This is a genomic window from Amycolatopsis sp. w19, from assembly GCF_051373225.1.
In the GTDB taxonomy this organism is placed as follows: Bacteria; Actinomycetota; Actinomycetes; order Mycobacteriales; family Pseudonocardiaceae; genus Amycolatopsis; species Amycolatopsis japonica.
In genome coordinates this window covers 433451-457997 of record NZ_JBPQFM010000003.1, presented here as the reverse complement: position 1 = coordinate 457997, position 24547 = coordinate 433451, and the positions used below count along the sequence as shown (strand labels likewise).

General features: G+C 68.8%; 26 protein-coding genes. 16 read left to right on the top strand and 10 right to left on the bottom strand.

The annotated features are described in order from the left end of the window. Positions 1-94 precede the first annotated feature (94 nt). The gene (locus ACSMFO_RS09855; RefSeq protein WP_436458159.1) at positions 95-1372 is read left to right on the top strand and encodes an aminodeoxychorismate synthase component I; all 1278 of its coding nucleotides are present in this window, start codon (positions 95-97) and stop codon (positions 1370-1372) included. 1 nt (position 1373) lies between these two features. Here the strand turns inward: ACSMFO_RS09855 and ACSMFO_RS09850 are convergent, their stop codons facing one another. Further along, on the bottom strand, positions 1374-2333 hold the full coding sequence (locus tag ACSMFO_RS09850) for a quinone oxidoreductase family protein (RefSeq protein WP_436458157.1): 960 nt from the start codon (positions 2331-2333) through the stop codon (positions 1374-1376). Between the two features lie 177 nt (positions 2334-2510). Here ACSMFO_RS09850 and ACSMFO_RS09845 point away from each other — a divergent pair, with 177 nt between their 5' ends. Continuing rightward, complete coding sequence (locus ACSMFO_RS09845; RefSeq protein ID WP_228694993.1) at positions 2511-2987, top strand: QsdR family transcriptional regulator; 477 nt, start codon at positions 2511-2513, stop codon at positions 2985-2987. On the opposite strand, the gene rsmI is transcribed toward ACSMFO_RS09845, so the two are convergent. Beyond that, complete coding sequence (gene rsmI, locus ACSMFO_RS09840; protein WP_436458155.1) at positions 2984-3820, bottom strand: 16S rRNA (cytidine(1402)-2'-O)-methyltransferase; 837 nt, start codon at positions 3818-3820, stop codon at positions 2984-2986. The genes ACSMFO_RS09845 and rsmI overlap by 4 nt on opposite strands. A 68-nt stretch (positions 3821-3888) precedes the next feature. On the opposite strand from rsmI, the gene ACSMFO_RS09835 reads away from it, so the two are divergent. Then, positions 3889-5460, top strand: a complete 1572-nt coding sequence (locus tag ACSMFO_RS09835) for a dolichyl-phosphate-mannose--protein mannosyltransferase (protein WP_436458153.1) — start codon at positions 3889-3891, stop codon at positions 5458-5460. Between the two features lie 63 nt (positions 5461-5523). Here ACSMFO_RS09835 and ACSMFO_RS09830 read toward each other — a convergent pair whose 3' ends face one another. Next, on the bottom strand, positions 5524-5760 hold the full coding sequence (locus tag ACSMFO_RS09830) for a hypothetical protein (protein ID WP_037342439.1): 237 nt from the start codon (positions 5758-5760) through the stop codon (positions 5524-5526). A gap of 22 nt (positions 5761-5782) precedes the next feature. Here ACSMFO_RS09830 and ACSMFO_RS09825 point away from each other — a divergent pair, with 22 nt between their 5' ends. Further along, positions 5783-6124, top strand: a complete 342-nt coding sequence (locus tag ACSMFO_RS09825) for a hypothetical protein (RefSeq protein WP_436458152.1) — start codon at positions 5783-5785, stop codon at positions 6122-6124. An 82-nt stretch (positions 6125-6206) separates the two neighbouring features. Here ACSMFO_RS09825 and ACSMFO_RS09820 read toward each other — a convergent pair whose 3' ends face one another. Beyond that, positions 6207-7979 (bottom strand): serine/threonine-protein kinase, encoded by a 1773-nt coding sequence (locus ACSMFO_RS09820; protein WP_360120202.1) that lies wholly within the window; start codon positions 7977-7979, stop codon positions 6207-6209. Positions 7980-8163: 184 nt separating this feature from the next. On the opposite strand from ACSMFO_RS09820, the gene ACSMFO_RS09815 reads away from it, so the two are divergent. Next, positions 8164-10035: a propionyl-CoA synthetase gene (locus ACSMFO_RS09815; protein ID WP_436458150.1), complete on the top strand. Its 1872-nt coding sequence runs from the start codon at positions 8164-8166 to the stop codon at positions 10033-10035. Positions 10036-10144: 109 nt separating this feature from the next. Beyond that, positions 10145-11725 (top strand): beta-N-acetylhexosaminidase, encoded by a 1581-nt coding sequence (locus tag ACSMFO_RS09810; RefSeq protein WP_436458148.1) that lies wholly within the window; start codon positions 10145-10147, stop codon positions 11723-11725. Between the two features lie 49 nt (positions 11726-11774). On the opposite strand, the gene ACSMFO_RS09805 is transcribed toward ACSMFO_RS09810, so the two are convergent. Then, on the bottom strand, positions 11775-12386 hold the full coding sequence (locus tag ACSMFO_RS09805; RefSeq protein ID WP_436458146.1) for a TetR/AcrR family transcriptional regulator: 612 nt from the start codon (positions 12384-12386) through the stop codon (positions 11775-11777). Then, the gene (locus ACSMFO_RS09800) at positions 12376-13071 is read right to left on the bottom strand and encodes an MOSC domain-containing protein (RefSeq protein ID WP_436458145.1); all 696 of its coding nucleotides are present in this window, start codon (positions 13069-13071) and stop codon (positions 12376-12378) included. The genes ACSMFO_RS09805 and ACSMFO_RS09800 overlap by 11 nt, the downstream gene beginning before the upstream one ends. Before the next feature lie 39 nt (positions 13072-13110). Here ACSMFO_RS09800 and ACSMFO_RS09795 point away from each other — a divergent pair, with 39 nt between their 5' ends. Then, on the top strand, positions 13111-13683 hold the full coding sequence (locus tag ACSMFO_RS09795; RefSeq protein WP_436458143.1) for a TIGR03086 family metal-binding protein: 573 nt from the start codon (positions 13111-13113) through the stop codon (positions 13681-13683). On the opposite strand, the gene ACSMFO_RS09790 is transcribed toward ACSMFO_RS09795, so the two are convergent. Both ACSMFO_RS09790 and exaC read right to left on the bottom strand, forming a co-directional pair. Then, a complete protein-coding gene (locus ACSMFO_RS09790) occupies positions 13637-14020 on the bottom strand; it encodes a DUF779 domain-containing protein (RefSeq protein WP_436458141.1) in 384 nt (127 codons plus the stop codon). The genes ACSMFO_RS09795 and ACSMFO_RS09790 overlap by 47 nt on opposite strands. Next, entirely contained in the window at positions 14020-15543 is a 1524-nt protein-coding gene (exaC, locus tag ACSMFO_RS09785) for an acetaldehyde dehydrogenase ExaC (RefSeq protein ID WP_037340578.1), read from the bottom strand. Before exaC ends, ACSMFO_RS09790 begins: the two co-directional genes overlap by 1 nt. Positions 15544-15648: 105 nt before the next feature. Here exaC and ACSMFO_RS09780 point away from each other — a divergent pair, with 105 nt between their 5' ends. The 5 genes from ACSMFO_RS09780 to ACSMFO_RS09760 all read left to right on the top strand — a co-directional run bounded on the left by ACSMFO_RS09780 (position 15649) and on the right by ACSMFO_RS09760 (position 20452). Then, positions 15649-17130 carry a GAF domain-containing protein gene (locus tag ACSMFO_RS09780; protein WP_436458140.1) on the top strand — a complete coding sequence of 494 codons (1482 nt, stop codon included), beginning with the start codon at positions 15649-15651 and terminating at the stop codon, positions 17128-17130. A gap of 68 nt (positions 17131-17198) precedes the next feature. After that, on the top strand, positions 17199-17999 hold the full coding sequence (locus tag ACSMFO_RS09775) for an SGNH/GDSL hydrolase family protein (protein WP_436458139.1): 801 nt from the start codon (positions 17199-17201) through the stop codon (positions 17997-17999). Continuing rightward, a complete protein-coding gene (locus ACSMFO_RS09770) occupies positions 17978-18535 on the top strand; it encodes a TetR/AcrR family transcriptional regulator (RefSeq protein WP_350575564.1) in 558 nt (185 codons plus the stop codon). The genes ACSMFO_RS09775 and ACSMFO_RS09770 overlap by 22 nt, the downstream gene beginning before the upstream one ends. Positions 18536-18782: 247 nt before the next feature. Further along, a complete protein-coding gene (locus ACSMFO_RS09765; RefSeq protein WP_436458137.1) occupies positions 18783-19790 on the top strand; it encodes a sensor histidine kinase in 1008 nt (335 codons plus the stop codon). Beyond that, the gene (locus ACSMFO_RS09760; protein WP_436458136.1) at positions 19787-20452 is read left to right on the top strand and encodes a response regulator; all 666 of its coding nucleotides are present in this window, start codon (positions 19787-19789) and stop codon (positions 20450-20452) included. The genes ACSMFO_RS09765 and ACSMFO_RS09760 overlap by 4 nt, the downstream gene beginning before the upstream one ends. Here ACSMFO_RS09760 and ACSMFO_RS09755 read toward each other — a convergent pair. Further along, the gene (locus ACSMFO_RS09755) at positions 20416-21879 is read right to left on the bottom strand and encodes a phytoene desaturase family protein (RefSeq protein WP_436458134.1); all 1464 of its coding nucleotides are present in this window, start codon (positions 21877-21879) and stop codon (positions 20416-20418) included. The two genes, ACSMFO_RS09760 and ACSMFO_RS09755, sit on opposite strands and share 37 nt — an antisense overlap. A 94-nt stretch (positions 21880-21973) precedes the next feature. Between ACSMFO_RS09755 and ACSMFO_RS09750 the strand changes: the two genes are divergently transcribed. Beyond that, the gene (locus ACSMFO_RS09750) at positions 21974-22708 is read left to right on the top strand and encodes a DUF2786 domain-containing protein (protein WP_436458133.1); all 735 of its coding nucleotides are present in this window, start codon (positions 21974-21976) and stop codon (positions 22706-22708) included. Here the strand turns inward: ACSMFO_RS09750 and ACSMFO_RS09745 are convergent, their stop codons facing one another. Further along, positions 22709-23032 (bottom strand): CPCC family cysteine-rich protein, encoded by a 324-nt coding sequence (locus ACSMFO_RS09745; RefSeq protein ID WP_436458131.1) that lies wholly within the window; start codon positions 23030-23032, stop codon positions 22709-22711. A 50-nt stretch (positions 23033-23082) separates the two neighbouring features. Here ACSMFO_RS09745 and ACSMFO_RS09740 point away from each other — a divergent pair, with 50 nt between their 5' ends. From ACSMFO_RS09740 to ACSMFO_RS09730, 3 genes are read left to right on the top strand one after another with little or no spacing between them, the layout of a single operon-like run. After that, positions 23083-23838, top strand: a complete 756-nt coding sequence (locus ACSMFO_RS09740) for a GNAT family N-acetyltransferase (RefSeq protein WP_436458129.1) — start codon at positions 23083-23085, stop codon at positions 23836-23838. A gap of 28 nt (positions 23839-23866) precedes the next feature. Next, a complete protein-coding gene (locus ACSMFO_RS09735) occupies positions 23867-24208 on the top strand; it encodes an ArsR/SmtB family transcription factor (RefSeq protein ID WP_436458128.1) in 342 nt (113 codons plus the stop codon). Further along, positions 24205-24474: a hypothetical protein gene (locus ACSMFO_RS09730; RefSeq protein WP_038508185.1), complete on the top strand. Its 270-nt coding sequence runs from the start codon at positions 24205-24207 to the stop codon at positions 24472-24474. The genes ACSMFO_RS09735 and ACSMFO_RS09730 overlap by 4 nt, the downstream gene beginning before the upstream one ends. Positions 24475-24547 lie beyond the last annotated feature (73 nt).

Genomic DNA, 24547 nt, shown 5'->3' with positions numbered 1-24547 from the left:
GAGGGATGCGCACGACGTCACCATGTGGTCGCGGATCTCACTTTCCGGCAGAGGCGGGTTGCTTTTCCGACCGCTCGAACGGCGACAATGTCGCGTGCGGTTGATGTGCCGGAAGCTGCGGACCGACGTCGGGCCCGAACGGGCACTGGCGGTCCTCGGCGCACGTGCCGAGAAGCTCGGGCTAGCACCGCCCGCCGCGCTTTGCGGCGAGTGGTTTTCCTCGCGCGCGGTCATCGCGCTGAACGCTTCGCTGGCTCCGGTCCATGACGTGGCCGAAGCGTTCTCGATCCCCACTCGGATGCCTGACGTTCGTGACGCGGTGCCCGGTGCGGTCGGGGGCGGCTGGTTCGGTTACCTGAGTTACGACCTGACCGATCCCTCGGGCCGTTCCGGATCGCTTCCCCCGGCCGCGTGGGGCTGGGTCGACCGGGTTCTCCGGCTGGACGCCGACGGAACTTGGTGGTTCGAAGCCCTGATTCCCGACGGCGATCCGGATCCGGTCGACGAAGTGTCCGCGGTGGAATCCGCGCTCGCCCAGGTTCCCGAGGTGACGACCTGGAGTTCCGGACCGTTGTCGCGGCCACTTCCTTCGGAGCACTACGACGCCGTCAAGGCGTGTGTGCACGCGATCGAAGCCGGCGAGCTTTTCCAGGCGAACATCTGCGCCCGCTTCGGCGGAAGGTTCACCGGCGATCCGATCGCGTTGTTCGCCGAAGGAGTACATCGCCTGGGAGCCCGCCGGGCGGCGTTCCTCGCCGGGTCCTGGGGTTCGGTCGTCTCGTTCTCCCCTGAGCTTTTCCTTGCCAGGCATGGGCGAAGCGTCCGGTCGACGCCGATCAAGGGAACCCTGCCGCGGCGGAACGCCGCTGACGAACACCTCGCGCGGCGGCTTCGGGAATCCACCAAGGACGTCGCCGAGAACGTGATGATCACCGATCTCGTCCGCAACGATCTCGGCCGGGTGTGCGCCACCGGCAGTGTGCGTGTCCCCGAGCTGCTCGCGGTCCGGCCCGCGCCGGGGGTCTGGCATCTGGAGTCCACTGTGGAGGGATCGCTCGCCGACGGGATCGACGACGCGGCACTGCTCGCGGCCACGTTCCCGCCGGGTTCGGTGACGGGCGCGCCGAAGATCCGCGCGCTGGACCTGATCGCCGAACTGGAGCCCACCGCCCGCGGCGTCTACACCGGCGCGATTGGCCTCGCTTCGCCGATCGCAGGTCTGGAACTGAACGTCGCGATCAGAACCTTCGAAATCCATGGAGACACGATCGCGCTCGGAGTCGGCGGCGGGATCACCGCCGACTCCGACAGCGACGCGGAATGGCAGGAATGCCTGCACAAGTCCGCTCCGCTGGAGCGTCTGCTCGGCTGAGCTACTTGGCGGGGTCCAGCAAGAGCTTGCCCATCGTGCCGCGCGAGCGCAGGGCCTCGTGGGCGGCGCGCGCGTCGGACAGCGCGTACTCGCCCCCGGCGACAGCGCGGACCTTGCCGGCGAGGGCCAGCTCGAAAAGCTCGTCAAGCGCGCGGCCGAAGACGTTGCCGGGGAGTTTGAACGCGTGCGGCAGCCACATCCCGGCCACGGCGGTGCTGTGCCCGAGGAGGTTGCGGGCTTCGATCGGCTTCGGGTTCTCGCGGCTGGCCATGCCGTAGAACGCGAGACGGCCGAACGGCGCGAGGGCCGCGATGCTCTGGTCCGTGACCGTACCGCCGGTCATGTCGAGCACGATGTCGACGCGTTTGCCGCCGTTCGCCTCGCGGAGCGCTTCGGTCATGTTCTCGGCCCGCGAATCGATGGCGACGTCGGCGCCCAGTTCGAGGGCGAGGGCGCGCTTTTCGTCACTGCTGGCGGTCGCGATGACCCGGCTCGCTCCCCAGGCTTTCGCCAGCTGCACGGCGATGGAGCCGACCCCGCCCGCGGCCGCGTGCACGACGACGGTTTCGCCGGGTTCGAGGTGGGCGCTCTTGCGGAGCAGAAGCGAGGCCGTGGTGCCCTGGACGATGAAGGAGAGCGCGGTCAGGTCGTCGACGCCGTCGGGAACGTCGTAGCTGGTGACATCGTCGGCCACGGCGCGCTCGGCATAGCCGCCACCGCCGTTGAGCAGCGCGACGACCCGTTTGCCGTCGGCGGTGCGGCCGACGACCTCGCCACCCGGGACGAGCGGGAGCTTGCTCGGCGCGAGGTACGAGTTCTCGGCCTGATGCGTGTCGGCGTAGTTGATGCCGATCCGGTCGACCTCGACCAGCCGCTGACCTGGGCCGGGGACGGGATCGGGAAGGTCGACGAGGTTGAGCACCTCGGGTCCGCCGAACTCGGTCACCTGTACTGCGCGCATCCGCATCCTCCTCGTCGAGATGAGACATTCTTGCATATGTCTCATGTATGAGACACCGCGTGATATGTTTCACGCATCGAAACCGCACTCGAACGCCAGCTGACCTCGCCACGCCCGGACGCCCTGCGCGCGTTCACGATCGCGCGCGCCCGCTTTCTGGAGGGGCGCCGGGTGGACATGGGCGAACTGGCGAGCGAACTCGGGATCAGCCGGGCGACGTTGCACCGCTGGGTCGGCGGCCGGGATCAACTGCTCGGCGAAATCCTTTGGTCGATGACCGTGGAGGTCTTCGAGGCGCGGTCTTCCGGCAAGCTCGGGCGCGGCGCGGAAGGGATCGCGGAACTCGTCGGCACCTTCGTCCGGACCGTGAACGGCTCGAAACCGTTCCGGGAGTTCCTGCGCAACGAGCCCGAGCGGGCGTTGCGGATCCTGACGACGAAGGCCAGCGTGGTGCAGAGCCGCGCGATCGGGAAGATGCGCGAGTTCCTGGACGAAGAGGTCGAGGCCGGGCGGCTCACTCCCCCGCTGCCGGTCGAAGACCTGGCTTACCTGCTGGTGCGGATCGGCGAATCCTTCATCTACACCGATGTCATCACCGGCGACGAACCCGATGCCGGGAAGGCGCACGCCGCCGTGACGGCCTTGCTGTCCTAGCGCTTGCGGGAAGCGAGAACAGCGTCGTAGAGCTCCTTCTTCGACACCCCGGCCGCTTCGGCGACCTCGGCGGCGGCGGACTTGAGGCGTTCACCCGCTGAGACACGCGACGAGACCTCGGAGACCAGGTCCTCGACACTCACCGAACGCGGCGGCGCACCCGCCAGAACGACGGTGATCTCGCCCTTGACCCCCTCGGCGGCCCAAGCGGCCAAATCCGGCAGATTGCCGCGTTTGACCTCTTCGTAGGTTTTGGTCAGTTCGCGGCAGACGGCGGCACGACGCTCGGGGCCGAGGACGTCGGCGGCGTCGGCGAGCGTGCTCGCGAGGCGATGCGGAGATTCGAAGAACACTGCCGTACGGGGCTCGTCCTTCAACGAACCGAGCCATTTCGCCCGTTCACCGGGCTTGCGCGGAGCGAAACCTTCGAAACAGAAACGGTCACAGGGCAGGCCGGAAAGCGCGAGCGCCGTGGTCACGGCTGACGGACCGGGCAGGCAGGTCACCGGCACGTCCGCCTCGACACAAGCCGCCACCAGGCGGAATCCGGGATCCGAGACGCTCGGCATCCCCGCGTCGGTCACCAGGAGCACCGTCTCGCCCGCTTGCAGCGATTCGAGCAGTTTCGGCAGACGGGCGGTCTCGACGTCCTCGTAGAAGCTGACGACGCGTCCGACCGGCGAAACGTCGAGGGCCGCGGTGAGGGAGCGCAGCCGCCGCGTGTCTTCGGCGGCGATCACGTCGGCCGACGCGAGGGCTTCGGACAGGCGCGGCGAAGCGTCACGGACGTCTCCGAGCGGGGTGGCTGCCAGCACGAGGCGTCCTTCGGTCATTCCCGAAGGTTAACCGGTTCGCAGATCCGGACACCGAGTTCACTCTTCCGCCCGTAGGATCATGCCCCGTGACCGCACTGCTGACCCGCGACAACGAGAGCGTGCGGCCGGATCCGGTCGACGCGCTCAGGCCACCGAACGACCGGGAGGCCACCCTCCTCGGCCGCGGCATGCCGACGGACCGCCTGCGCGGCTGGATCGTCACGCTGGTGCTGACGCTCATCGGCGGCATCGTCCGGATCCAGAACCTGGGGACGCCCACGGACAAGGGCACCCCCGTCTTCGACGAGAAGCACTACGTCCCGCAGGCGTGGCAGATGCTGCGCAACGGCGGCTACGAGGACAACTACGGCTACGAGCTGATCGTCCACCCGCCGCTGGCGAAGCATCTCATCGCGATCGGCGAGTGGTTGTTCGGCTACAACGCCTGGGGCTGGCGGATCATGCCGGCGCTGGCGGGCACGCTGATCGTGTTCCTCACCATCCGGATCGCCCGGCGGCTCACGCGGTCGACGCTGCTCGGCGCGGTCGCCGGGATCCTGGTGATCAGCGACGGCGTCCTGCACCTGCAGTCACGCATGGGCATGCTCGACATCTTCATCGCGCTGTTCGTCCTCGCCGCGTTCGCCTGTGTGCTGTGCGACCGCGACCAGGTGCGGCGACGGCTCGCCGTGGCCGTCCGCGAAGGCTGGATCGACGAATCCCGGTTCGGCCCGAAGCTGGGTTTCCGCTGGTGGCGGTTCGCCGGCGGCCTGATGATCGGGCTGACCTTCGGCGTCAAATGGTCGGCGCTCTACTACATCGCCGCGTTCGGCCTGCTCACCGTCTTCTTCGACGTCGCCGCGCGCCGGGCCGCCGGGGTTCAGCGGCCTTGGGTCGGCACGCTGCGCCGCGACGTGCTGCCCGCGCTGTGGGCGATCGTCGTCATCCCGATCCTGGTGTACTTCGCCTGCTACTGGGCCTGGTTCGCGAGCGAGACCGCGACCGACCGCAACTACGTGGCGATCAAGGACGTCGATCCCGGTTTCTGGGCCTGGATGCCGCCCGCGTTGCGGTCGCTCGGCGACTATTCGATGAACGTGCTCGACTTCCACGCGAACCTGGTGACACCCAAGGACAAACCGCATCCGTGGGAGTCGAAGCCATGGACCTGGCCGATGGGGCTACGGCCGATGCTGTACGCGTACGCGGGCGGCACCGACGCGACCGGCTGCGGCGAGTCGACCTGTGTGCGGGCGACGATGCTGATCGGGACGCCGGCGATGTGGTGGCTGGCGCTGCCGATGCTCGGCTGGAGCGTGTGGCGCTCGGTCTTCCGCGCGGACTGGCGCTACGCCGCCGTGCTCGTCGGCTACCTCGCCGGATACCTGCCGTGGTTCACCAACCTCGACCGCCAGATGTACTACTTCTACGCGACGCCGCTGGCGCCGTTCCTGGCACTCGGGTTGACGCTGATCCTCGGGCAGATCCTCGGCAGCGCGAAACGCGGCTTCGAGCGGCGGGGCACCGGTCTGCTCGTCGTCGCCCTCTACGTGGGGCTCGTCGTGGCCAACTTCGCCTGGTTGTGGCCGATCCTGAACGGCAACGCGATCACGAACGAACACTGGAACGCCGAATTGTGGCTTCCGTCCTGGAAGTGACCACGGCCCGGCCCGCAACCTCGTGATTTTCCCGATTCAAGTGTGACACTTGCCCCCGAGTTGTTACTCTTCGCTGGTCAACAGCAGCTCTACAGGGGGCATCATGACGATCCGACCGCTCGGAGCGGCCTGCGCGGCCGCGGCGTTGTTCTTGATCGCGGGGTGCGAAGAGCAGACGCCGGGAACGGCGTCGCCGCAGACCTCGGCCGTTCCGAGCACTTCCGAAGCGCCTGCCACCAGCACGACACAAGCCAGCGCTTCGAGGCCTTCGGCGACCGCGGCGACCGTCTCCGAGGCCACCACACCCGCCGCCGGCGGCGCCGTGGCGCACACCCCGGACGGCGCCGCGAGCGTGATGGAGGAGTACCACCACGCTCTGGGCGACAAGGACCTCGAAACCGTCTGCCGGATCACCGGGCCGGCGTTCGACGGCGGGATGAAGGAATGCCGTCAGCTCACCCCGATGCAGTTCGGGATGCTCTCGGCCGACGACGTGAAGAAGCTGAAGGCCACCCGCGTGGACCGGGCGAAGCTGCAGAGCAAGGGGGCGGACAAGGTCGTCGTCCCGCCGGGCGCGATCGCGCCGCAGATCGCGATGATGGCGGCTCAGCCCAAGACGTTCACCATGGCCTGGCGAGGCGGGACCTGGGTCATCGTCGACTGAAGGAGAGCAAGGGACCTTTGCTACCACTTATCTCGATGTCGAGACAAGTGGTAGCAAAGGTCCCTTGCTCCCTTTTCGCAGGTCAGCGCGGGTGACGCTGAGGCTGCGGCTGCTGGTGGGGCTGCGGTTGCTGCTGCGGAGGGCGACGCGTCACGATCTGCGTCACCGGGCCGTCCGGCGACTTCCCGGCCCGGGCCAGCCAGCCTTCGACGTCGCGCCGCACGGCGGTGAGCGTCGGACGGCGGCGTGGCTCCTGGTCGAGCGACGCGATGAGGATCCGGGCGTGTGCGCTGCGGTTGGGCAGCTTCGACACCGGTTCGGCGCGGGCGGCGGCCATCAGCGCGGCCATCGGGGTCTCCCGGGTGCCGCGCGGCGGCTGACCCGAGAGCGCGTAGCTGACCGTCGCGGCGAGCTGCCAGGCGTCCGACGCCGGGCTGGCCGGCGAGCCCATCGCCTGCTCGGGGGCGACGAAGTCCGGCGTGCCGATCATCATCCCGGTCGCGGTCATCTTCGAGTCGCCCTGACTACGGGCGATGCCGAAGTCGATCAGGTGGGCGAGCCCGTTGCGGTCGAGGATGATGTTCGACGGCTTCAGATCCCGGTGCAGCACACCCTTCTCGTGCGCCGCCGCGAGCGCGCCGGCCATGGTCGACCAGAGCCGTCCGGCGGCGATGTCGTCGAGCGGGCCCTGCGAGTCGACGATCTCGGCCAGCGAGCGCCCTTCGAGGTACTCCATCACCAGCGCGAGCCCGTCGGGTTCCTCGACGAGGTCGTACACCTTGACGCAGTTGGGGTGGTTCACCACGGCCAGCGCACGGGCCTCGCGCTGCATCCGTTCCTCGGTGTCGCGGTCCGGCGCGTGCGCGATCTTCAGCGCGACCGTGCGGTTGAGCTGCGTGTCGACCGCTTCCCAGACGGTGCCGAAACCACCGTGACCGAGCCGCCGGACGCGCTTGTAGCGGCTGCCGCCGGAGTTACGGGAACCCGGCGGAGGCGGGATCGGGCCCGGGGCCGCGGCCAGCGCGGGTGGTTCGGGCGCCTGCGCCAGCGCGGTCGCCGGGTACTGCTTGGCGGGAGGGGGCGGCAGCTGCGGCTGCGGTTTCGGGGCGGGCGGCTCCGGGCGGTACGGCTCGACCTTCTGCCGGGGCTGCGGGTCCGGCCGGTTGATCACCGACCACGGCGGCGGGCCGACCAGCGCGACCGGGATCAGCCCCAGCACGCTGAACGGCAGGAACCCGAGCCAGAAGTGCACGGCGGTGTTCGCGCCCATGCCGACGCTCGCCAGCACCATCAGCACGAACGGGATCCAGAAGAACCGCGAAGGCCACTTCGGTCCCCGGCGGAACGCGGTGCGCGCCTGCAGCATCACGAACAGCAGCGACAGCGCGGGCAGCCCGACCAGCAGGATCAGGTAGAAGACGTATCCCAGCTGCATCCCGTTCGGGTAGAACAGGACCTCGTACACGTTCTGGCCGCGGCCGAGGTACGCGCTCTGCGCGCCGATCAGCGGGTTGTACTCGGTGTTGAACGTCGACAGATCACTGCCGGAGAAGCCGGATTGGCCGCCCGACTTCGTCGAGGCGGCTTCCTGGTACACCTGCGAGAGGCCGGTGGCCAGCAGCCACGGCAGCAGGAAGACGGCGACCACGCCGATCCCGCCGAACACGGACAGGGTCACCACGTCGTAGCGATTGCCGGTGCCTTTGCGGATGATCGCGACGATCATCGCTCCCAGTGCGGGCAGCAGCGCGACCAGCGCTCCCGCGGTGCTCGTCGCCCACACCCAGTCCCCAGGCCAGATCCCTGGCCCGAACAGGCTGTGCGCGAACGAAAGCAGCGCGCTCGCTAGTCCCATGGACCCTGCTCCCCTCGCTCGTCGAGGCCGTTTCCGGCGGTTTTCCCCCTAGTCCAGCTTAGGACGCTCCATGCCCTCACAGGGTTGCCGGGTTGTCGCGGGCGTCTCTCCGCCGTTACCACCAGGCATCGGCCGGTCCGGAAGTCCATGATGGTCCCCGTACCCGAACGCGAAGGAGCATTCGATGCACGCCGAGTCGTACCAGCGGAGCCTCGAAGACCCGGAGGGTTTCTGGCTCGAAGCCGCGCAGGCGATCGACTGGACCCGCACGCCGACGCAGGCACTCGACGCGTCGAAAGCGCCCTTCTACCGCTGGTTCCCGGACGGGGAGCTGAACACGGCGTTCAACGCGCTCGACCGGCACGTGCGGGACGGCCGCGGTGAGCAGACCGCGCTGATCTGGGATTCGCCCGTAACCGATTCGGTTCGCCGGTTCACCTACGCGGAACTGCTGGACGAAGTCGCGCGCTTCGCCGGCGCGCTCGCCTCCCTCGGTGTCGGGAAGGGCGACCGCGTCATCGTGTACATGCCGATGGTCCCCGAAGCGGCCGTCACGATGCTCGCGTGCGCCCGGCTCGGCGCGGTGCATTCGGTCGTTTTCGGCGGCTTCGCGCCTAAGGAACTCGCGGCGCGGATCGAAGACGCGAAACCCAAGGTCATCGTCGCGGCGTCGTGCGGGATCGAGCCGACGCGGATCGTCGAATACAAACCGATCATCGACGAGGCGCTCGCGGGCACCGCGCACCAGCCGGACAAGGTCGTGGTGCTGCAGCGGGACCGTGCCCGCGCCGTACTGGGTGAGCGCGACGCCGACTGGGCCGAGCTGGTCGCGAAGGCCTCCCCCGCCGATCCGGTGCCGGTCGCGGCCACCGACCCGCTGTACATCCTCTACACCTCCGGCACCACGGGGAAGCCGAAGGGCGTCGTGCGCGACACCGGCGGGCACGCGGTCGCGCTCGCCTGGTCGATGAGCGCGATCTACGACATCCGGCCCGGCGACGTGTGGTGGACGGCGTCCGACGTCGGCTGGGTCGTCGGCCATTCCTACATCGTCTACGCGCCGCTTCTGATCGGGGCGACGACGGTCATGTACGAGGGCAAACCGGTCGGCACCCCGGACGCGGGCGCGTTCTGGCGCGTCATTTCCGATCACGGGGTGAAGGCGTTGTTCACCGCGCCGACCGCGCTGCGGGCGATCAAGAAAGTCGATCCGGACGGCGTCGAAATCGGAAAATACCAGCTCAGCGGATTCAAGACGTTGTTCATGGCGGGGGAACGACTCGATCCGGAGACCTATCACTGGGCGCACGACAAGCTCGGCGTACCGGTGATCGACCACTGGTGGCAGACCGAGACCGGCTGGCCGATCGCGGCGAATCCGCGCGGGCTGGAACCGATGCCGGTCAAACCCGGTTCCGCGACGAAACCGGTGCCGGGCTGGGACGTGCGGATCCTGGATCAAGCGGGCGATCCGCTCCCCGCCGGGCGCGAAGGCGCCATCGCCATCAAGCTGCCGCTCCCACCGGGATCGCTGCCGACGTTGTGGCAGGACGACGAGCGGTATCACGAGGCGTATCTTTCGCGGTACGAAGGCCACTACCTGACGGGTGACTCCGGGTACGTCGACGAAGACGGCTATCTGTTCGTCATGGGCCGCACCGACGACGTCATCAACGTCGCGGGTCACCGGCTTTCGACCGGTTCCATGGAGGCCGTGCTGGCGTCGCATCCCGCCGTCGCCGAATGCGCCGTGATCGGGGTCCGTGATCAGCTCAAGGGGCAGCTTCCGCGCGGTTTCGTGGTGCTGAAATCGGGCGCCGACATCGACGCCGAAACGCTCAAGGCCGAATTGGTCGCGCTGGTGCGGCGCGACATCGGCCCGGTCGCCGCGTTCCGTGACGTGTCCATTGTGGACGCGCTACCGAAGACGCGGTCCGGGAAGATCCTGCGCAAGACCATGCGCGGCATCGCCGACGGCCGTGACGAGCAGGTGCCGTCGACGATCGAGGACGCGAGCGTTCTCGATGCCCTGAAAGCGGTTCTGCGCGGCGAGTGACCGATGATCGGTACGGCGTACTGGTCCGATCGGGTGTTGTCGGCTTTGCCCTATTGGTCTATACCTTCTCAGGGAAGAGAGTCTCCAGTTATCCGACCGGAGGTGCTCCATGAGTAAACGCCTGTCCAGAACCGTGCTCGGCGTGGCCGTCCTGAGCCTGGTGACGCTCGGACTGCCCGCCACGGCGAGCGCGGGACAGCACGCGAAGGCCGAACGGACCGTCACCGACGTCGTCCCCGCGCCGGTCGACGCGAAACCCGACCCCCGCGCGAACTTCCGCCTCGGCCCCGCGACCGTCATCCGCACCGACCGCGAAGGCAAGCAGGTCGCCGAATACCTGGCGGGCCTGCTCCGGCCCGCCACCGGTTACCGGCTGCCCGTCGTCAGCGGCCACCGCGGCGGCGGCCCGGCGATCTCGCTCGAAACCGGTCACGCGAGCGACCGCGTCGGCAGCGAGGGTTACCAGCTCAAGGTGTCGCCCTCCGGCGTGACCTTGAAGGCGAACACCGACGAGGGCCTGTTCCTCGGCGTGCAGACGCTGCGTCAGTTGCTTCCGTCGGCGATCGAGGCGAAGACCGTCCAGAAGCGGTCGTGGGTGGTCTCGGGCGGCACGGTGCTCGACTATCCGCGCTTCGGCTACCGCAGCGCGATGCTCGACGTCGCCCGGCACTTCTTCACGCCGGACCAGGTCAAGCTGTACATCGACCAGATCGCGCAGTACAAGATCAACAACCTCCACCTGCACCTGAGCGACGACCAGGGCTGGCGGATCGAGATCAAGAGCTGGCCGAAGCTGGCGACCGTGGGCGGCCGGACGGCCGTCGGCGGCGCTCCCGGCGGTTACTACACGCAGGAGCAGTACAAGGACCTGGTGCGCTACGCGGCTTCGCGGCACATCACGATCGTTCCCGAGATCGACATGCCGGGACACACCAACGCGGCCCAGTATTCCTACGCCGAACTGAACTGCGACGGCAAGCCGATACCGCCGCGCACGGATATCGAGGTCGGCTACAGCTCGCTGTGCATCGGCAAGGACATCACCTACAAGTTCGTGGACGACGTCATCCGCGAGCTGTCGGCGATCACCCCTGGTAAGTACATCGACATCGGTGGCGACGAAGCGCACTCGACCACCCCGGCCGACTACCAGACCTTCGCCACGAAGGTGCACCCGATCGTCGCGAAGTACGGCAAGACGATCACGGGCTGGCACGACATCGCCAAGACGAATCCGCCGGTTTCGGCCGTCCCGCAGTTCTGGGGCACGACCGGGACGGACGCGAACGTCGCCGCCGCGGCGGCACGCGGCAACAAGATCCTGATGTCGCCCGCGAACAAGGCGTACCTGGACATGAAGTACCACCCGCAGACGCCGCTCGGGCTGAGCTGGGCCGGCCTGATCGAGGTCAAGACCGGGTACGACTGGGATCCGGCCACGTACCTGGAGGGCGTGACGGAGAAGAACGTGATCGGGGTCGAGGCGCCGCTGTGGTCGGAAACGCTGATCACCAGTGATCACATCGAGTTCATGGCGTTCCCGCGGCTGCCGGGTTACGCCGAGATCGGGTGGTCGCCGAAGGATTCCCGCACTTGGGACGCCTATCGGCTCCGGCTGGCGAAGCAGAGCCCGCGATGGGTTCAGCAGGGCATCGACTTCTACCGGTCCACGCAGGTCGACTGGAAGTAGCGTGCGATGAAAGGTCCTTTCCTTGCGAAATTTGCGAGGAAAGGACCTTTCATGGCACGGCCGCGGCGTCGAGGCGGGCGGCGATGGCGGCCCGAGCCAGCGCGTAGGGCTCGGTACCGCCGAACATCACCGAATCGGCGTTCGCGGCCCGCCCCAGCGCGTGCAGCTCGAAGGCCAGCCGGTTCACGTCGACGGACTCACGCAGGTGCCCGGCCTTCCGCGCCTCGACGACGGTGGACCGGATGAACTGGGCGAAGGCCCGGCTCGCGTTCGCGACCGCGTCGTGCACCCGGCCGGTCCGCGCGTCGTACTCGGCGCCGGTGTTGAAGAAGAAACAGCCGCCCGGGAACACGCGGCGTTCCGAGTAGTCGAGCCAGTTCGCGCACAAGGCGCGCAGCCGCGCGATCCCCTGCTCGACCTCGAGCGTCGGCTCGACGACGTTCTCCGCGAAGATCGCGCTCGCCGTCTCGACCGCCGCGAGCTGCAGTTCCTCCTTGGAACCGAACAGGGCGAACACCCCGGATTTGCTCAAGTCCAATTCGGTGGCGAGCCTGCCGAGGGACAACCCGTCGAGCCCCTCGACGGACGCGATGTCCACGGTGCGCCGAAGCACGATCCGCCTCGTCGCGTCACCGCGGGCCACCCGGCCGTCAACCGGCATTCCGTTCCTCTCGCCGCCTCTTCGCCGATGCCAGGCCGTCACGGTACTGCCGGGAAAGCGACGGCGCCGCGAGCACCCGGTCCAGCAGGGCCCAGTACGCGTCCCGCCGCTCGTCGTCGAGCTGGGCGACGTTGGTGAACGACGCGACGTACACCTCGGCGATCGTCGGGCTCATCGGATCGCGTTCTTCGAGCGTCATCCGTCCCGACGTGGGCACCACGCCCGTCCGCAGCACCCGCAGGTACCAGCCGCTGCGACCGGAATCGATCATCGCCGGGATGACGTCCTTGCGCCCCGTCTTCATCGCGAGTTTGAAGCACGGCGTCCTCGGCTGCGAGACCTGGACCAGCGTGTCTCCCCAGGCCCAGACATCGCCGACCCGGACGTCGTACTCGTCGGCGCCCGTCACCGAGGCGTTCTCCCCGAAATCACCCGCGGACACCGGGAAACCCTGCTCCGCCCAGGCGGCGTAGTGCGTCGCCGGGTAGACGTAGACCGCCTTGTCGACGCCGCCGTGGACGGTGCGGTCGGCCTGGTCGTCGCCGGCCAGATTGATCTCGTCCAATTCCAGGAACGGCGTCTCCACCCGCGATTTCGCGATGGCGCTGTACACCGGGACGTCGCGCTTCGTCCCCAGTACCGACGGACGCCCGACGAAGACCTCGTTCACTTCGAGAGTGTTCACCTCTAGAAGATAGCACGATCGTTCGTATACATTGCCGCCATGGATCTCATCGCACTCACCACCCGGGCCCATCGGGCCACCGGAGCCACGATCGCCGGAATCGGCGCGGACGACTGGGACCGCTCGACCCCCTGCGCCGAGTGGACCGTCCGTGACATCGTGAAACACCTGATCGAGGGCCACGATTCCCGCACCGCGCAGGCGACGGGCCACCCGATGAAGAGCCGGCCGTCGGCCGACGACGACCTCGCTGGCTCCTACGAAGCGAGTTCCGCCGAGTTCCTCGCGGCCTTCGACGGCGAAGCGCTGGAGAAGACTTTCGATTTCGGGAGCTTCGGCCCGCTCCCCGGGAAGAACGCGCTGGCCGTGCTGTTCGTCGACACGCTCACCCACGACTGGGACCTCAACACCGCCCTGGGCCGCGAACACCGCTGGGACGACGAGCTCGCCGAGGCCGCGTTGAAAGTGGCGAGCCGCTATCCCGACGTCACGGCGGTCCGCGGGCCCGGCGGCGCCTTCGACCACGCTGTCGAGGCACCGCCGGACGCCGGACCGGGCGCACGGCTCATCGCGTTGCTCGGCCGTTCAGCTCAGCCGATTCCTCGTCGCTGAACAACCGGGACCGGACCAGGAAACGGACCCCTTCGGGCGCCTCCAAGGAGAATCCGCTCCCCCTGCCGGGGACGACGTCGATGGTCAGATGCGTGTGCTTCCAGTACTCGAACTGGGGGCCCGACATCCACACCGGAACATCGTCGATGCCTTCGACGCTCAGGTCACCAAGGTGGACATCGGACGCCCCGGTGCGGAATTCGCCCGCCGGGTAACACATCGGGGCGCTCCCGTCGCAGCATCCGCCGGACTGATGGAACATCACCGGCCCGTGGAGCGACACCAGCCGCCGCAGCAGATCCGCGGCGGCCGGTGTCAAACCGACCCGCTCGACCATCAGAAGAACCCGAGCGCACTGTCCGAATAGGACACCAGCATGTTCTTCGTCTGCTGGTAGTGGTCCAGCATCATCTTGTGGTTCTCGCGCCCGATCCCGGATGCCTTGTAGCCGCCGAAGGCCGCGTGCGCCGGGTACGCGTGGTAGTTGTTGACCCACACCCGGCCCGCCTGGATGTCGCGGCCGGCGCGATAGGCGGTGTTGCCGTCGCGCGACCAGACACCGGCGCCGAGGCCGTACAGCGTGTCGTTGGCGATCTTCAGCGCGTCGGCGTAGTCGTCGAACCTGGCCACCGAAACGACCGGGCCGAAGATCTCCTCCTGGAAGATCCGCATCTTGTTGTCGCCCTCGAAGACCGTCGGCTGCACGTAGTACCCGCCGGACAATTCGCCGCCGAGGTCGCTGCGCTCGCCGCCGGTGAGGATCTTCGCGCCTTCCTTCTGACCGATGTCGATGTAGGAAAGGATCTTCTCCAGCTGGTCGTTCGAGGCCTGCGCGCCGATCTGCGTCTCGGTGTCGAGCGGGTGCCCCTGCTTGATCTTCTTGACCCGCTCGACGGCGTCGCCGAGGAACCGGTCGTAGATGCCGGACTGGATCAGCGCCCGCGACGGGCAGGTGCAGACTTCGCCCTGGTTCAGCGCGAAGAGCGCGAAGCCTTCCTGCGCCTTGTCGTAGAACGCGTCGTTGGCGGCGGCGACGTCGTCGAAGAAGATGTTCGGGCTCTTCCCGCCGAGTTCGACGGTGACCGGGATGATGTTCTCGCTGGCGTACTGCAGGATCAACCGTCCGGTGGTGGTCTCGCCGGTGAACGCGACCTTCCGCACGCGGTTGCTCGACGCGAGCGGCTTGCCGGCCTCGACGCCGAAACCGTTGACGATGTTCAGCACGCCCGGCGGGATCAGGTCGCCGATGAGCGACATCAGCAGGTGGATCGACGCCGGGGTCTGCTCGGCGGGTTTCAGCACGATCGCGTTGCCCGCGGCCAGCGCGGGCGCGAGCTTCCAGACCGCCATCAGCAGCGGGAAGTTCCACGGGATGATCTGGCCGACGACACCGAGCGGCTCGTGGAAGTGATACGCGACGGTGTTGTCGTCGATCTGGGAGATGCCGCCCTCCTGGGCGCGCAGGGCGCCGGCGAAGTAGCGGAAGTGGTCGATGGCCAGCGGGATGTCGGCGGCCAGGGTCTCGCGGACCGGTTTGCCGTTCTCCCACGACTCGGCGACGGCGATCGCTTCGAGGTTCTGTTCCATCCGGTCGGCGATCCGGAGCAGCACGTTCGCGCGCTCGTCCACCGACGTCCGGCCCCAGGCCGCGGCCGCACCTTCGGCGGCGTCGAGCGCGCGGTCGATGTCGGCGGCGGTGCCGCGGGCGACCTCGGTGAACACCTGTCCGGTCACCGGGGTCGGGTTCTCGAAGTACTGACCGCTCGCGGGCGGTACGTACTCGCCTCCGATGTAGTGGTCGTAGCGCGACTCGTAGCTGACGACGCTGCCTTCGGTGTTCGGTGCCGCGTACTTGGCCATCTTTCCTGCCTCATCGCTAGGGGTGGCGGATGACGGCGAAGCTAGGGCGGGTGAGGTTGCACGCACGTTGCAACGAAGTGAGCGCGGTCACCTATTCTCGGAAACGTGGCAGAGCGGCCCGGTGGAGAGTCGTCGCCGCGTGACCCTCAGGCGTACGCGCGGCTGCTGAAGGACGTCCACGACGCCATCCTCTCCGGGGTTCCCGCGCCGCGTTCCCCCAGGTCGATCGTGTCCGCTTCGTGGAATCGCTCGCTCGCCGCGCACGTCGATCCGGACACCGGCGTCGCCCCGCTCGTCTACGACTCCGGCGAGGTGAACGGGCTGCGCGACGAGCATCCGCTGGCCCCGGTCCTGCCGATCCTGCGGCAGACGCTGGTGAGCATCGCCGACGACGCCGAGCACATGATGATCGTGACCGACGCGGCCGGGCACATCCTGTGGCGGGAGGGCGCCGCGGGCGTGTTGCGGCGCGCGGACGGCGTGATGCTCGCCGAAGGCACGCGCTGGAGCGAAGACGTCATCGGGACGAACGCGATGGGCACCACGCTCGCCACCGGGGAGCCGGTGCAGATCTACTCGGCCGAGCATCTGGTGCGGACCTATCACGGCTGGACCTGCGCGGCGGCGCCCGTCCGCGATCCGGAGACCGGCGCGCTGCTCGGGTCGATCGACGTCAGCGGTCCGCTGCGGACGGTCCATCCCGCGATGCTCGCGCTGGTCACGGCGGCCGCCCAGCTCGCCGAAGGCCAGCTGCGGGCCCGGCTCGCGATGCGCGACGAGCGGCTGCGGGCCGCGAACATGACCCATCTGGAAGCGTTGCGTGGCGCGCCGGGAGCCCTGCTCTCGGCGAAGGGCCGCGTGCTGGCGGCCGAATCCTGCGGCGACCTTCCCTCCACTGTGGACGTCCGGCCCGGCGGCGGCGCGGTCACCCTGCCCGACGGGCGGCTGGGCACGGTGGAGCCGTTGAGCGAGGGCTACCTGCTGCGCCTGCGGAACCGGGGCGCGTCGCGGCGGCCGCGGCTCGCGCTGGAGTTCCTCACCGACGGGCCACCGTCGACCACAGTGGACGGTCGCGAGGTGCCGTTCACCCTGCGGCACGCGGAGATCCTCACCTTGCTGGCACTGAACCCGGGCGGCCTCTCGGCGGAGCGGCTGGCCCTGCTGCTCTACGGCGAGAGCGGCAATCCGGTGACCGTGCGCGCGGAGATCCACCGGCTCCGGACACAGCTCGGCTCGGACATCGTGCAGACGCGGCCGTACCGGCTTTCCGCCGAGGTGGACGCCGACTTCCTACGCGTTCGCGCGGCGCTCAAACGAGGCGACGTCGCGGCCGCGGCGGACGCCTTCCGCGGTCCGCTGCTCGCCGAATCGGAGTCGCCCGCCGTACGCGAAGAGCGCGAGGCCGTCACAGCGTCGGTCCGGCGGGTCGTCCTCGGCAGCGGGGACGCGTCGGCGTTGTGGTCGTACTGGGAGACCCCGTGCGGGGCCGACGACCTGGAGATCGTCGACGTGCTGTGCCGGGTGCTCCCGGACGGCGATCCGCGGCGCGCCGTCGCCTTCACCCATCGGAACCGTCTCGACCGCTGAGTAGACAGCGTCTACATCGGTTTGATAGACAGTGTCTACAAGGTGAACTCGCGGTTACGGAGATCTGGATGGGCTACCAACGTTTCGTCGCGCTCGGCGACAGCTGCGCCGAAGGGCTGGCCGATCCGCATCCGTCGGGCGGTTTCTACCGCGGCTGGGCCGACTTCGTCGCGCACCGGCTCGCCGAGGACGAGCCCGGTTTCCGTTACGCCAATCTCGCGGTCCGCGGGCGCAGGCTCGACCAGATCCACGCCGAGCAGACCCTGGCGGCGACCAGGCTCCAGCCGGATCTGATCGCGTTGTTCGGCGGCGGCAACGACGTGATGAGCCGCGGCTGGGACGCGCGCACGGTCGCCCGCCGCGTCGACACCGCCATCCGCGCCTGCACCGAGATCGCGCCGCGGGTCGTCACCTTCACCCTCAGCGACATCTCCCACCGCATGCCGATGGGCCACCGCATGCGCCCGCGCATCGTCGCGCTGAACGACGCCGTCCGCGAGGCGTCCGTCAGCTACGGCGCGACGCTGGTCGACCTCTGGCCGGACGACGCGGCGCACGATTCCCGCTACTTCGGCCCGGATCGGCTGCACCTGTCCGAGCAGGGCCACCGGCGCCTGGCCGCACACGTTCTCGGCAAGCTCGACGTCACCCACGACCCGGCCTGGCTCGCCCCGCTGCCCGGTTCGGCCGGACGGCCCGGCCTGCGCGCGGATCTGCGCTGGCTGACCAGGGAGGTCCTCCCCGTCGCGGTCAGCCGGTTCCGCAACCGGCTCATCGGCCGCCAGCCGGGTGACGGCTTCCTGCCGAAACGCCCCGACCTGCTGCCCGTTCTCGAGGAGACCCGGTCGTGGGCGCCCGAACCCGCCTGATCGACACCGCGGCGACCCTGCTGGCCGAAGAAGGCGTCGGCGCCGTGACATTGCGCGGAATCGCCAAGGCCGCGGGCGTCTCGCACGGCGCGCCGCTGCGGCATTTCACCGGCCGCGCGGCGCTGCTTTCGGCGGTCGCCACCCGCGGCTACATCGAACTGCTCGAACGCGGCGCCGACCTGCCGGCCGGGACACCCCGCGAACGGCTCATCGCGGCCTGCCACGGCTACCTCGATTTCGCGCTGGCCAATCCGGCGATGTTCGAGCTGATGTTCCGCCGCGATCTCATCGATCCGGACGATCCCGAGCTCACGCGGGTGAGCAGCGCGGTGTTCGACTTCTTCGCCGCGTTGGTCGAGGACGTGCAGGAAGGCGGCTGGCATCCCGCGACCGATCCGCGGCTGCTCGCGTCGTCGCTGTGGGCGTCACTGCACGGTCTCGCCCAGTTGTGGCTCTGGGGCGGGCTGGCGGGCGCGAGCTTCGCGCCGTCACCGGAGCGGGCGCTGGCCGTCACATTGGACGCCTATCTGGGCTGAGGCTCGGCGAAGAGGCGGCCTGTTCCGGATATCCCCTCCCGAAGGCCCTCTTACCCGGAGCGGGTCATCCTCTTCGCCGAGTTCGGGAATGGAATATCCATCCTGTTCCGACGTTATCCGGACCGATCACCGAGCGGAATCCCCGCGAGTCGGAAGCCGGGGTAAACCTTGGCGGTATAGGGCGCGATGAATACCACGCTGGTTGCAGGAATTGGGCGCCCTCTCGCCGCGACGGTAACTTGCGGAAGTGCCGTCCCTCTTCTCCCTCCTCCGCGCACGGCCGCTGCTCACCGACTGCCTGATCACCGCGGCGGCGGCCACTCTTCTCGCCTTGGGCGCGGCACCCCGCGGCGGTTCGTTCGGCGACCCGGCCGGGGCGGGCGTCGTCCTCGCGGTGCTCATCGCCCTCCCGCTGATCGTGCGCCGCCGTCATCCGATCGCGGTCCTGTTCGCCTCGGTCTCGCTCATGACCGTCTATACCGCCTTGGGTTACCAGGCCACACTGGGCGAACCCTCGGCGTTCATCGCGGCGTACACGGTGTGGGCGCGGTATCCGCCTGCCAGGACGGTGGAACGCGCCGTCCGCGCGGAACGGGAGATCCGCCTCGAAGCGGAGCAGGCCGTCGTCGAGGAGCGCATCCGCATCGCCCACGAGTTGCACGACGTCGTGTCCCACCACATTTCGCTGATCGCGGTGCAGGCGAACCTGGCGCGCTACGTCTTCGAATCCTCCCCGGGCACCGCGCGCACCGCGCTGGACACCATCACCGGGACCACGACCGAAGCGCTCGACGAACTGCGGCGCCTGCTCGGCGTGCTGCGCCCGCCCCAGCGCGAAACCCACGAATACCGACCCCAGCCCGGCCTCGCCGACCTTCCCGCATTGGTCACCCGCGTACGTGAAGCCGGCCTCACGGTGAAGACGCGGACCATCGGCGAACCGCGACGACTTCCGCCGGGGCAGCAGCTGTGCACCTACCGAATCGCGCAGGAAGCGCTTACCAACGTGCTGAAACACGCGAATGAGGCGATCGTGGAACTCGCCCTCGAATACGGCGAGGACGCACTGGTGCTGAGTGTCCGCAATTCCGCGTCCGAAGGGACACCACCACCGAATCCGGCGGGACATGGCCTCATCGGAATGCGTGAACGGGCGAGAATGTACGGTGGTTCGATCGAAATGGGACCGGCCGGATCCGGTGGTTTCGCGATCGAACTGACCCTTCCCTATCTGCCGCAGGAGCGAGCCCGGTGACCAGTGTGCTGGTGGTCGACGACCAGGATCTCGTCCGGGCGGGATTCGTCGCCCTGCTCGAAGCCGTTCCCGGCGTCCGGGTCGCGGGCGAGGCGCGAGACGGGCTCGAAGCCGTCGAGAAGGCTCGTGAACTGCGTCCCGACGTGATCCTGATGGACATCCGGCTTCCCGAACTCGACGGCGTGAAGGCGACCGAGCGGATCCTCGCGGACACCGGGGCGGAAAAGCCGAACGTGCTCATGCTGACGGTGTTCGACCTCGACGAATACGTCTACACGGCGTTGCGCGCGGGCGCGGCGGGTTTCCTCCTCAAGGACAGCCCGCCGGAGACCCTGATCGCCGGGATCCACGCCGTCGCGCGCGGCGACATGCTGTTCGGCCCGACCATCACGCGGCGGCTGGTGGAGGCCTTCACCCAGGGCCCGCCGGAGAAGCCGACGGCTCCGCCCGCGCTGGCCGGGCTGACCGAACGCGAAATCGAGGTGCTGCGTTTCGTCGGCACCGGCATGCCGAACGCCGACATCGCCCGGAGCCTGCTGGTCAGCGAGGCCACGGTGAAAACGCATCTGAACCGTTTGATGACCAAGCTCCGGATCTCCAGCCGGGCCCAAGCCGTGGTGGTGGCCTACGAAACGGGGCTCGTGCGGCCCCGCGGTTCCTGAATCACCCGCTCGAAATCCTTCCCCAGCACGGCTTTCGCGGCGTACCAGCCGCCCATCCCGTGCACACCGGGGCCCGGTGCCGTCGCGGCCGAACACAGGAAGACACCGCCGAGCGGCGTCCGGTGTGTGTTCCACCGGACGGCCGGCCGTCCGAGCACCTGCCGCAGATTCACCGCGCCGGCCGCGACGTCGCCACCGGGATAGTTCGCGTTGTAGGCCTCCAGTTCCGGCGCGGTGACGCAACGGCTCGCCAGGATCGTGTCGGAGAAGCCGGGCGCGAACCGGTCGATGCGCCGCCGGACGAGCTCGGTGACGTCTCGCGGATCCCCATGCGGCACATGGCAATACGCCCACACCGGCCGCTTGCCCGGCAGCCCGCGGGACGGGTCGATCGCCATCGGATCCGACACGAGCACGAAACGGTCGTCCGGATCTTCTCCGCGCACGATGGCGTTTTCACCGGCGTACACCTCGTCTCGCGTGCCTCCGAGATGGACGGTGCCCGCTTTGCCGACCTCCGGCGCCGCCCACGGAACCGGTTCGGACACCAGGAAGTCGACCTTCGCCGCGCCGGGTCCGTAGCGGTAGGCCTCGAGCGCCTTCCGGTAGCGCGGCGGCAACAGCCCGCCGGCGATGTCGAGGAAACCGCGCGGGGCGATGTCGAGGATCACCGTGCGCGACTTCGCCAGTCGCCGCAGATCGGTGATCCTGCTTCCGGTGTGGATCCGTCCGCCGCGGGCGCGGAGATCGGCGGCGAGCGCCTCGGTGATCGTCCGGCTTCCGCCGCGGGCGATCGGCCAGCCCGTCGAGTGCGCGAGGTGGCTGAGCAGCAGTGTCGCACCGGCCGCGGCGAGTGAGGGCTGGCGGCTCATCACGTGCGCGGAAACCCCGGCGAGCAGCGCGGGCGCTTCCGGGCCGGCGAACAAGCGGCGTTCCGAACCGGACGCGAGCAGCGCGATCCTGGCCGGGAGGAGGGCCGCGGCGCGCGGGTCGCGAGGCGGATGGCGAAGGTCTCCGAGCAGGAGATCGGCCAGTTCGCGGCTGCGTGCGGCCAGCGGGCCCAGCAGACGGCGCCACCGGGGGCCGTCCACGCCGAGGGCGTCACAGGTCCGGTCTAGATCTTCGTACGCGAGACCGGCCCGGTCACCACCGAGGGGATGCGCGTACGCGATTTCCGGCCGCAGAAGGTCGACACCGTGCTCGGCGAGGCCGAACCAGCGGAAGAACGGAGACGCCGCGGCCAGCGGATGTCCGGTGGCGCAGATGTCGTGCCGGACCTCGTCGTCGAACAGCGAAGCCGTGCGCGTCCCACCGCCGATCTCTTCGGCCGCTTCGTGCACTTCGACCGTCAGCCCTGCCCTGACCAGCAGGACCGCCGCCGCGAGCCCGTTCGGTCCGGAACCGACCACCGACACGTCGACCGGCATACCGCCCCCTCACCGGGATCCGGACCTCTCGTCCGAATATTGTCGGACCTCTCTCCTAGATTGATCCGCTCCAACCCAATCAGGAAGGAGGACCATGCCCGACCATGACACGCTGCTCGCGCGCGTCCGGAAACTCCTCGCGAAGGCGGAGGACCCGGCGGTCACCGAGGCCGAAGCCGAGTCGTACAACACCAAGGCCGCCGAACTGATCGCCCGGTACGGCATCGATCAGGCCTTGCTGGCCGCCTCCGGGGCGACCGCCGACGAGATCACCCAGATCAAGATCCCGATCGACAACCCGTACAGCCGGGACAAGGCGGGGCTGCTCACGAACATCGCGCATCCGCTGCGCTGCCGGGCCCTGCTGCACCGGCTCGGCCAATCGGTCACCGCGGTGACGGTGTTCGGTTTCCGTTCCGATCTGGAGCGGACGGAACTGCTGTACACGAGCCTGCTGCTGCAGGCGACCACCCAGCTGACCAGGGTCCGCCCGGAGAACCGGGTGTTCGCGGGCGAATCGCTGGCCGCGTACCGGCGGACGTGGCTGCACGGATTCTCCGGCGCGGTCTACGAACGGCTCCGCAACAGCGAGGACACCGCGGCCAGGACCCATACGGCCACCGCCGGTCACCGCTCGGCCGAACTGGTGATCCAGGATCGGACGGCGATGGTCAAACGGGCGTACGACGAGCAATACGGCGACCTGCGTTCGGCTCCGCCGAGGCGGCTGTCCGGCAGTGGCTATCTCGACGGCCACTCCGCGGGCGAGCGCGCCAACCTCAACACCACCGGAATCACCGGACGGCGCCGCGCGCTGCCCGTACGCTGATCAGTACCGCCTCCGCTTCACCCGCCTGAACTTCGCGTCTTCGGGCAGCGACCGAGCGCTCCCCTCGACAGGGATCTCGCTCGGTTCCGGAGGCCGCACATTGTGCACATGCGCCTCTTCGCAGGCACCGTGAAGATCGAAGTTCCGCCGAGCGACCGTAAGTGACAGGGCACCGTTAGGCCCGCCTCGGACGACGTCAGTGTCGTGGTCGTCCTGCCCGTCGTCTTCCCAGAAGCAGACCGAGCAGATCTCGAACGCGCCGCGCTCGCCCAGCGTGAGATAGCCGCAGCAAGGACAGGCGTACGCGCCATTCCCTCTCGTCATACCGGAAAACTACCTCGTGAGAATCGCGTGTCCTCGGGTCTACTGAGGACATGATCGTGATCGAAGACCTGGCCACCAGGCCCGAACTGCGCGAGCCCGCGCTCGGCCTCGGCGGCGTCGGCGGCGAATTCCTCCAGCACGGTCTGGCCGGGCTGCTGGCGAAGTCGTCCCACCTGGCCGCCCGCTGGCCGGAATACTTCCTCGTGCTGCTGGAAGACGGCGTTCCCGTGGCGAGAACCGCCGCCGTCCCGGTCGGTTTCCCGACCGCCGAGCGCCCGGAACTGCCGGACCACGGCTGGGACGCCGCCCTGATCTGGGCCGCGGAAGACCTGCTGAGCTCCCGTGAGACGAATACGTTGATCGCACTCGAAGTGATGGTCGCGCCAGGCCGCCGTGGCGGTGGCCTGGCCACAAAAGCGTTGGAAGCGTTGAAAAAGCGCGCTTCGGAAACCGGAATGCGCAAACTCGTCGTGCCGGTCCGCCCGGCCGGGAAGGAGAACGAACCAGGACTGTCCTTTGAGGACTACATCGCCCGCCGACGCGCGGACGGGCTGCCGGAGGATCCGTGGCTGCGCACGCATGAACGGCTCGGCGCCCGGTTCCGGAAAGTGGCGCCGTTCGCGATGGCGGTCACCGGCACCTTCGCCCAGTGGAAGGCCTGGACCGGCGTCGAACTCCAGGACGGTCTCACGGCCGTGCCGGGCGGGATCGCGCCGGTGCTCGCCTCCGCGGCGCTGGACGTCGGCGTCTACACGGAGCCGAACGTCTGGCTCGAGCACCTGGTAGACGAAGCCAGCACCTGCTAGATTTCTTTGGCATGTGCAGGAGCTCGGCATGACCGCCACCGGACCGCCCGGCGACGAGCTGCTGCGGCTGCTGGGGGCGCTGGCGAATCCGCACCGGCTGCGGATCGTCGCGGCACTGCGTGCGGAGCGCGCGTATGTCAGCCAGCTGGCGCGGGAGCTCGGCATCAGCCGGGCGTTGCTGCAGCTCCACCTGCGCAAACTGGAGGCGGCCGGGCTCGTGTCGGCCGCACTGGAGCTGTCGGAGGACGGGAAGGCGATGAAGTTCTACGAGGTGAAACCGTTCCTGGTCGAGCTGAGCCCGGACACCATCGCCGCCGCGGCGCCGACGCTGAGCACACCGGCACCGGGTGACGAGGGGGAACGATCGTGAACTGGCATCAATGGCAGGAGGTCGCCGGGCTGATCGGCATCTTCGTGTTCCTCACCGTGGTGATCACGGTGGTCGTGTGGCAGTTCGGCGCGACCATCCGGGCCAGAGGCGCGCTCGCGCGCGAGCAGGAATACCGCAGGCTCGCCGAGAAAGCCGTCCAGGCGCAGGAAGAGACCGAACGCAAACTGACCGAACTCGACGGACGTCTCGCGGATCTCCGGAAGAGCGTGGGCACGGTCGAGCGGATCCTCAAGGAGGTCGACTGACCACCGGTGAAAGACCCTGGGCCGCCGAGCGGCAACTCGACGGCCCAGGAAAGAAGAAGCAAAAACCTCGCCC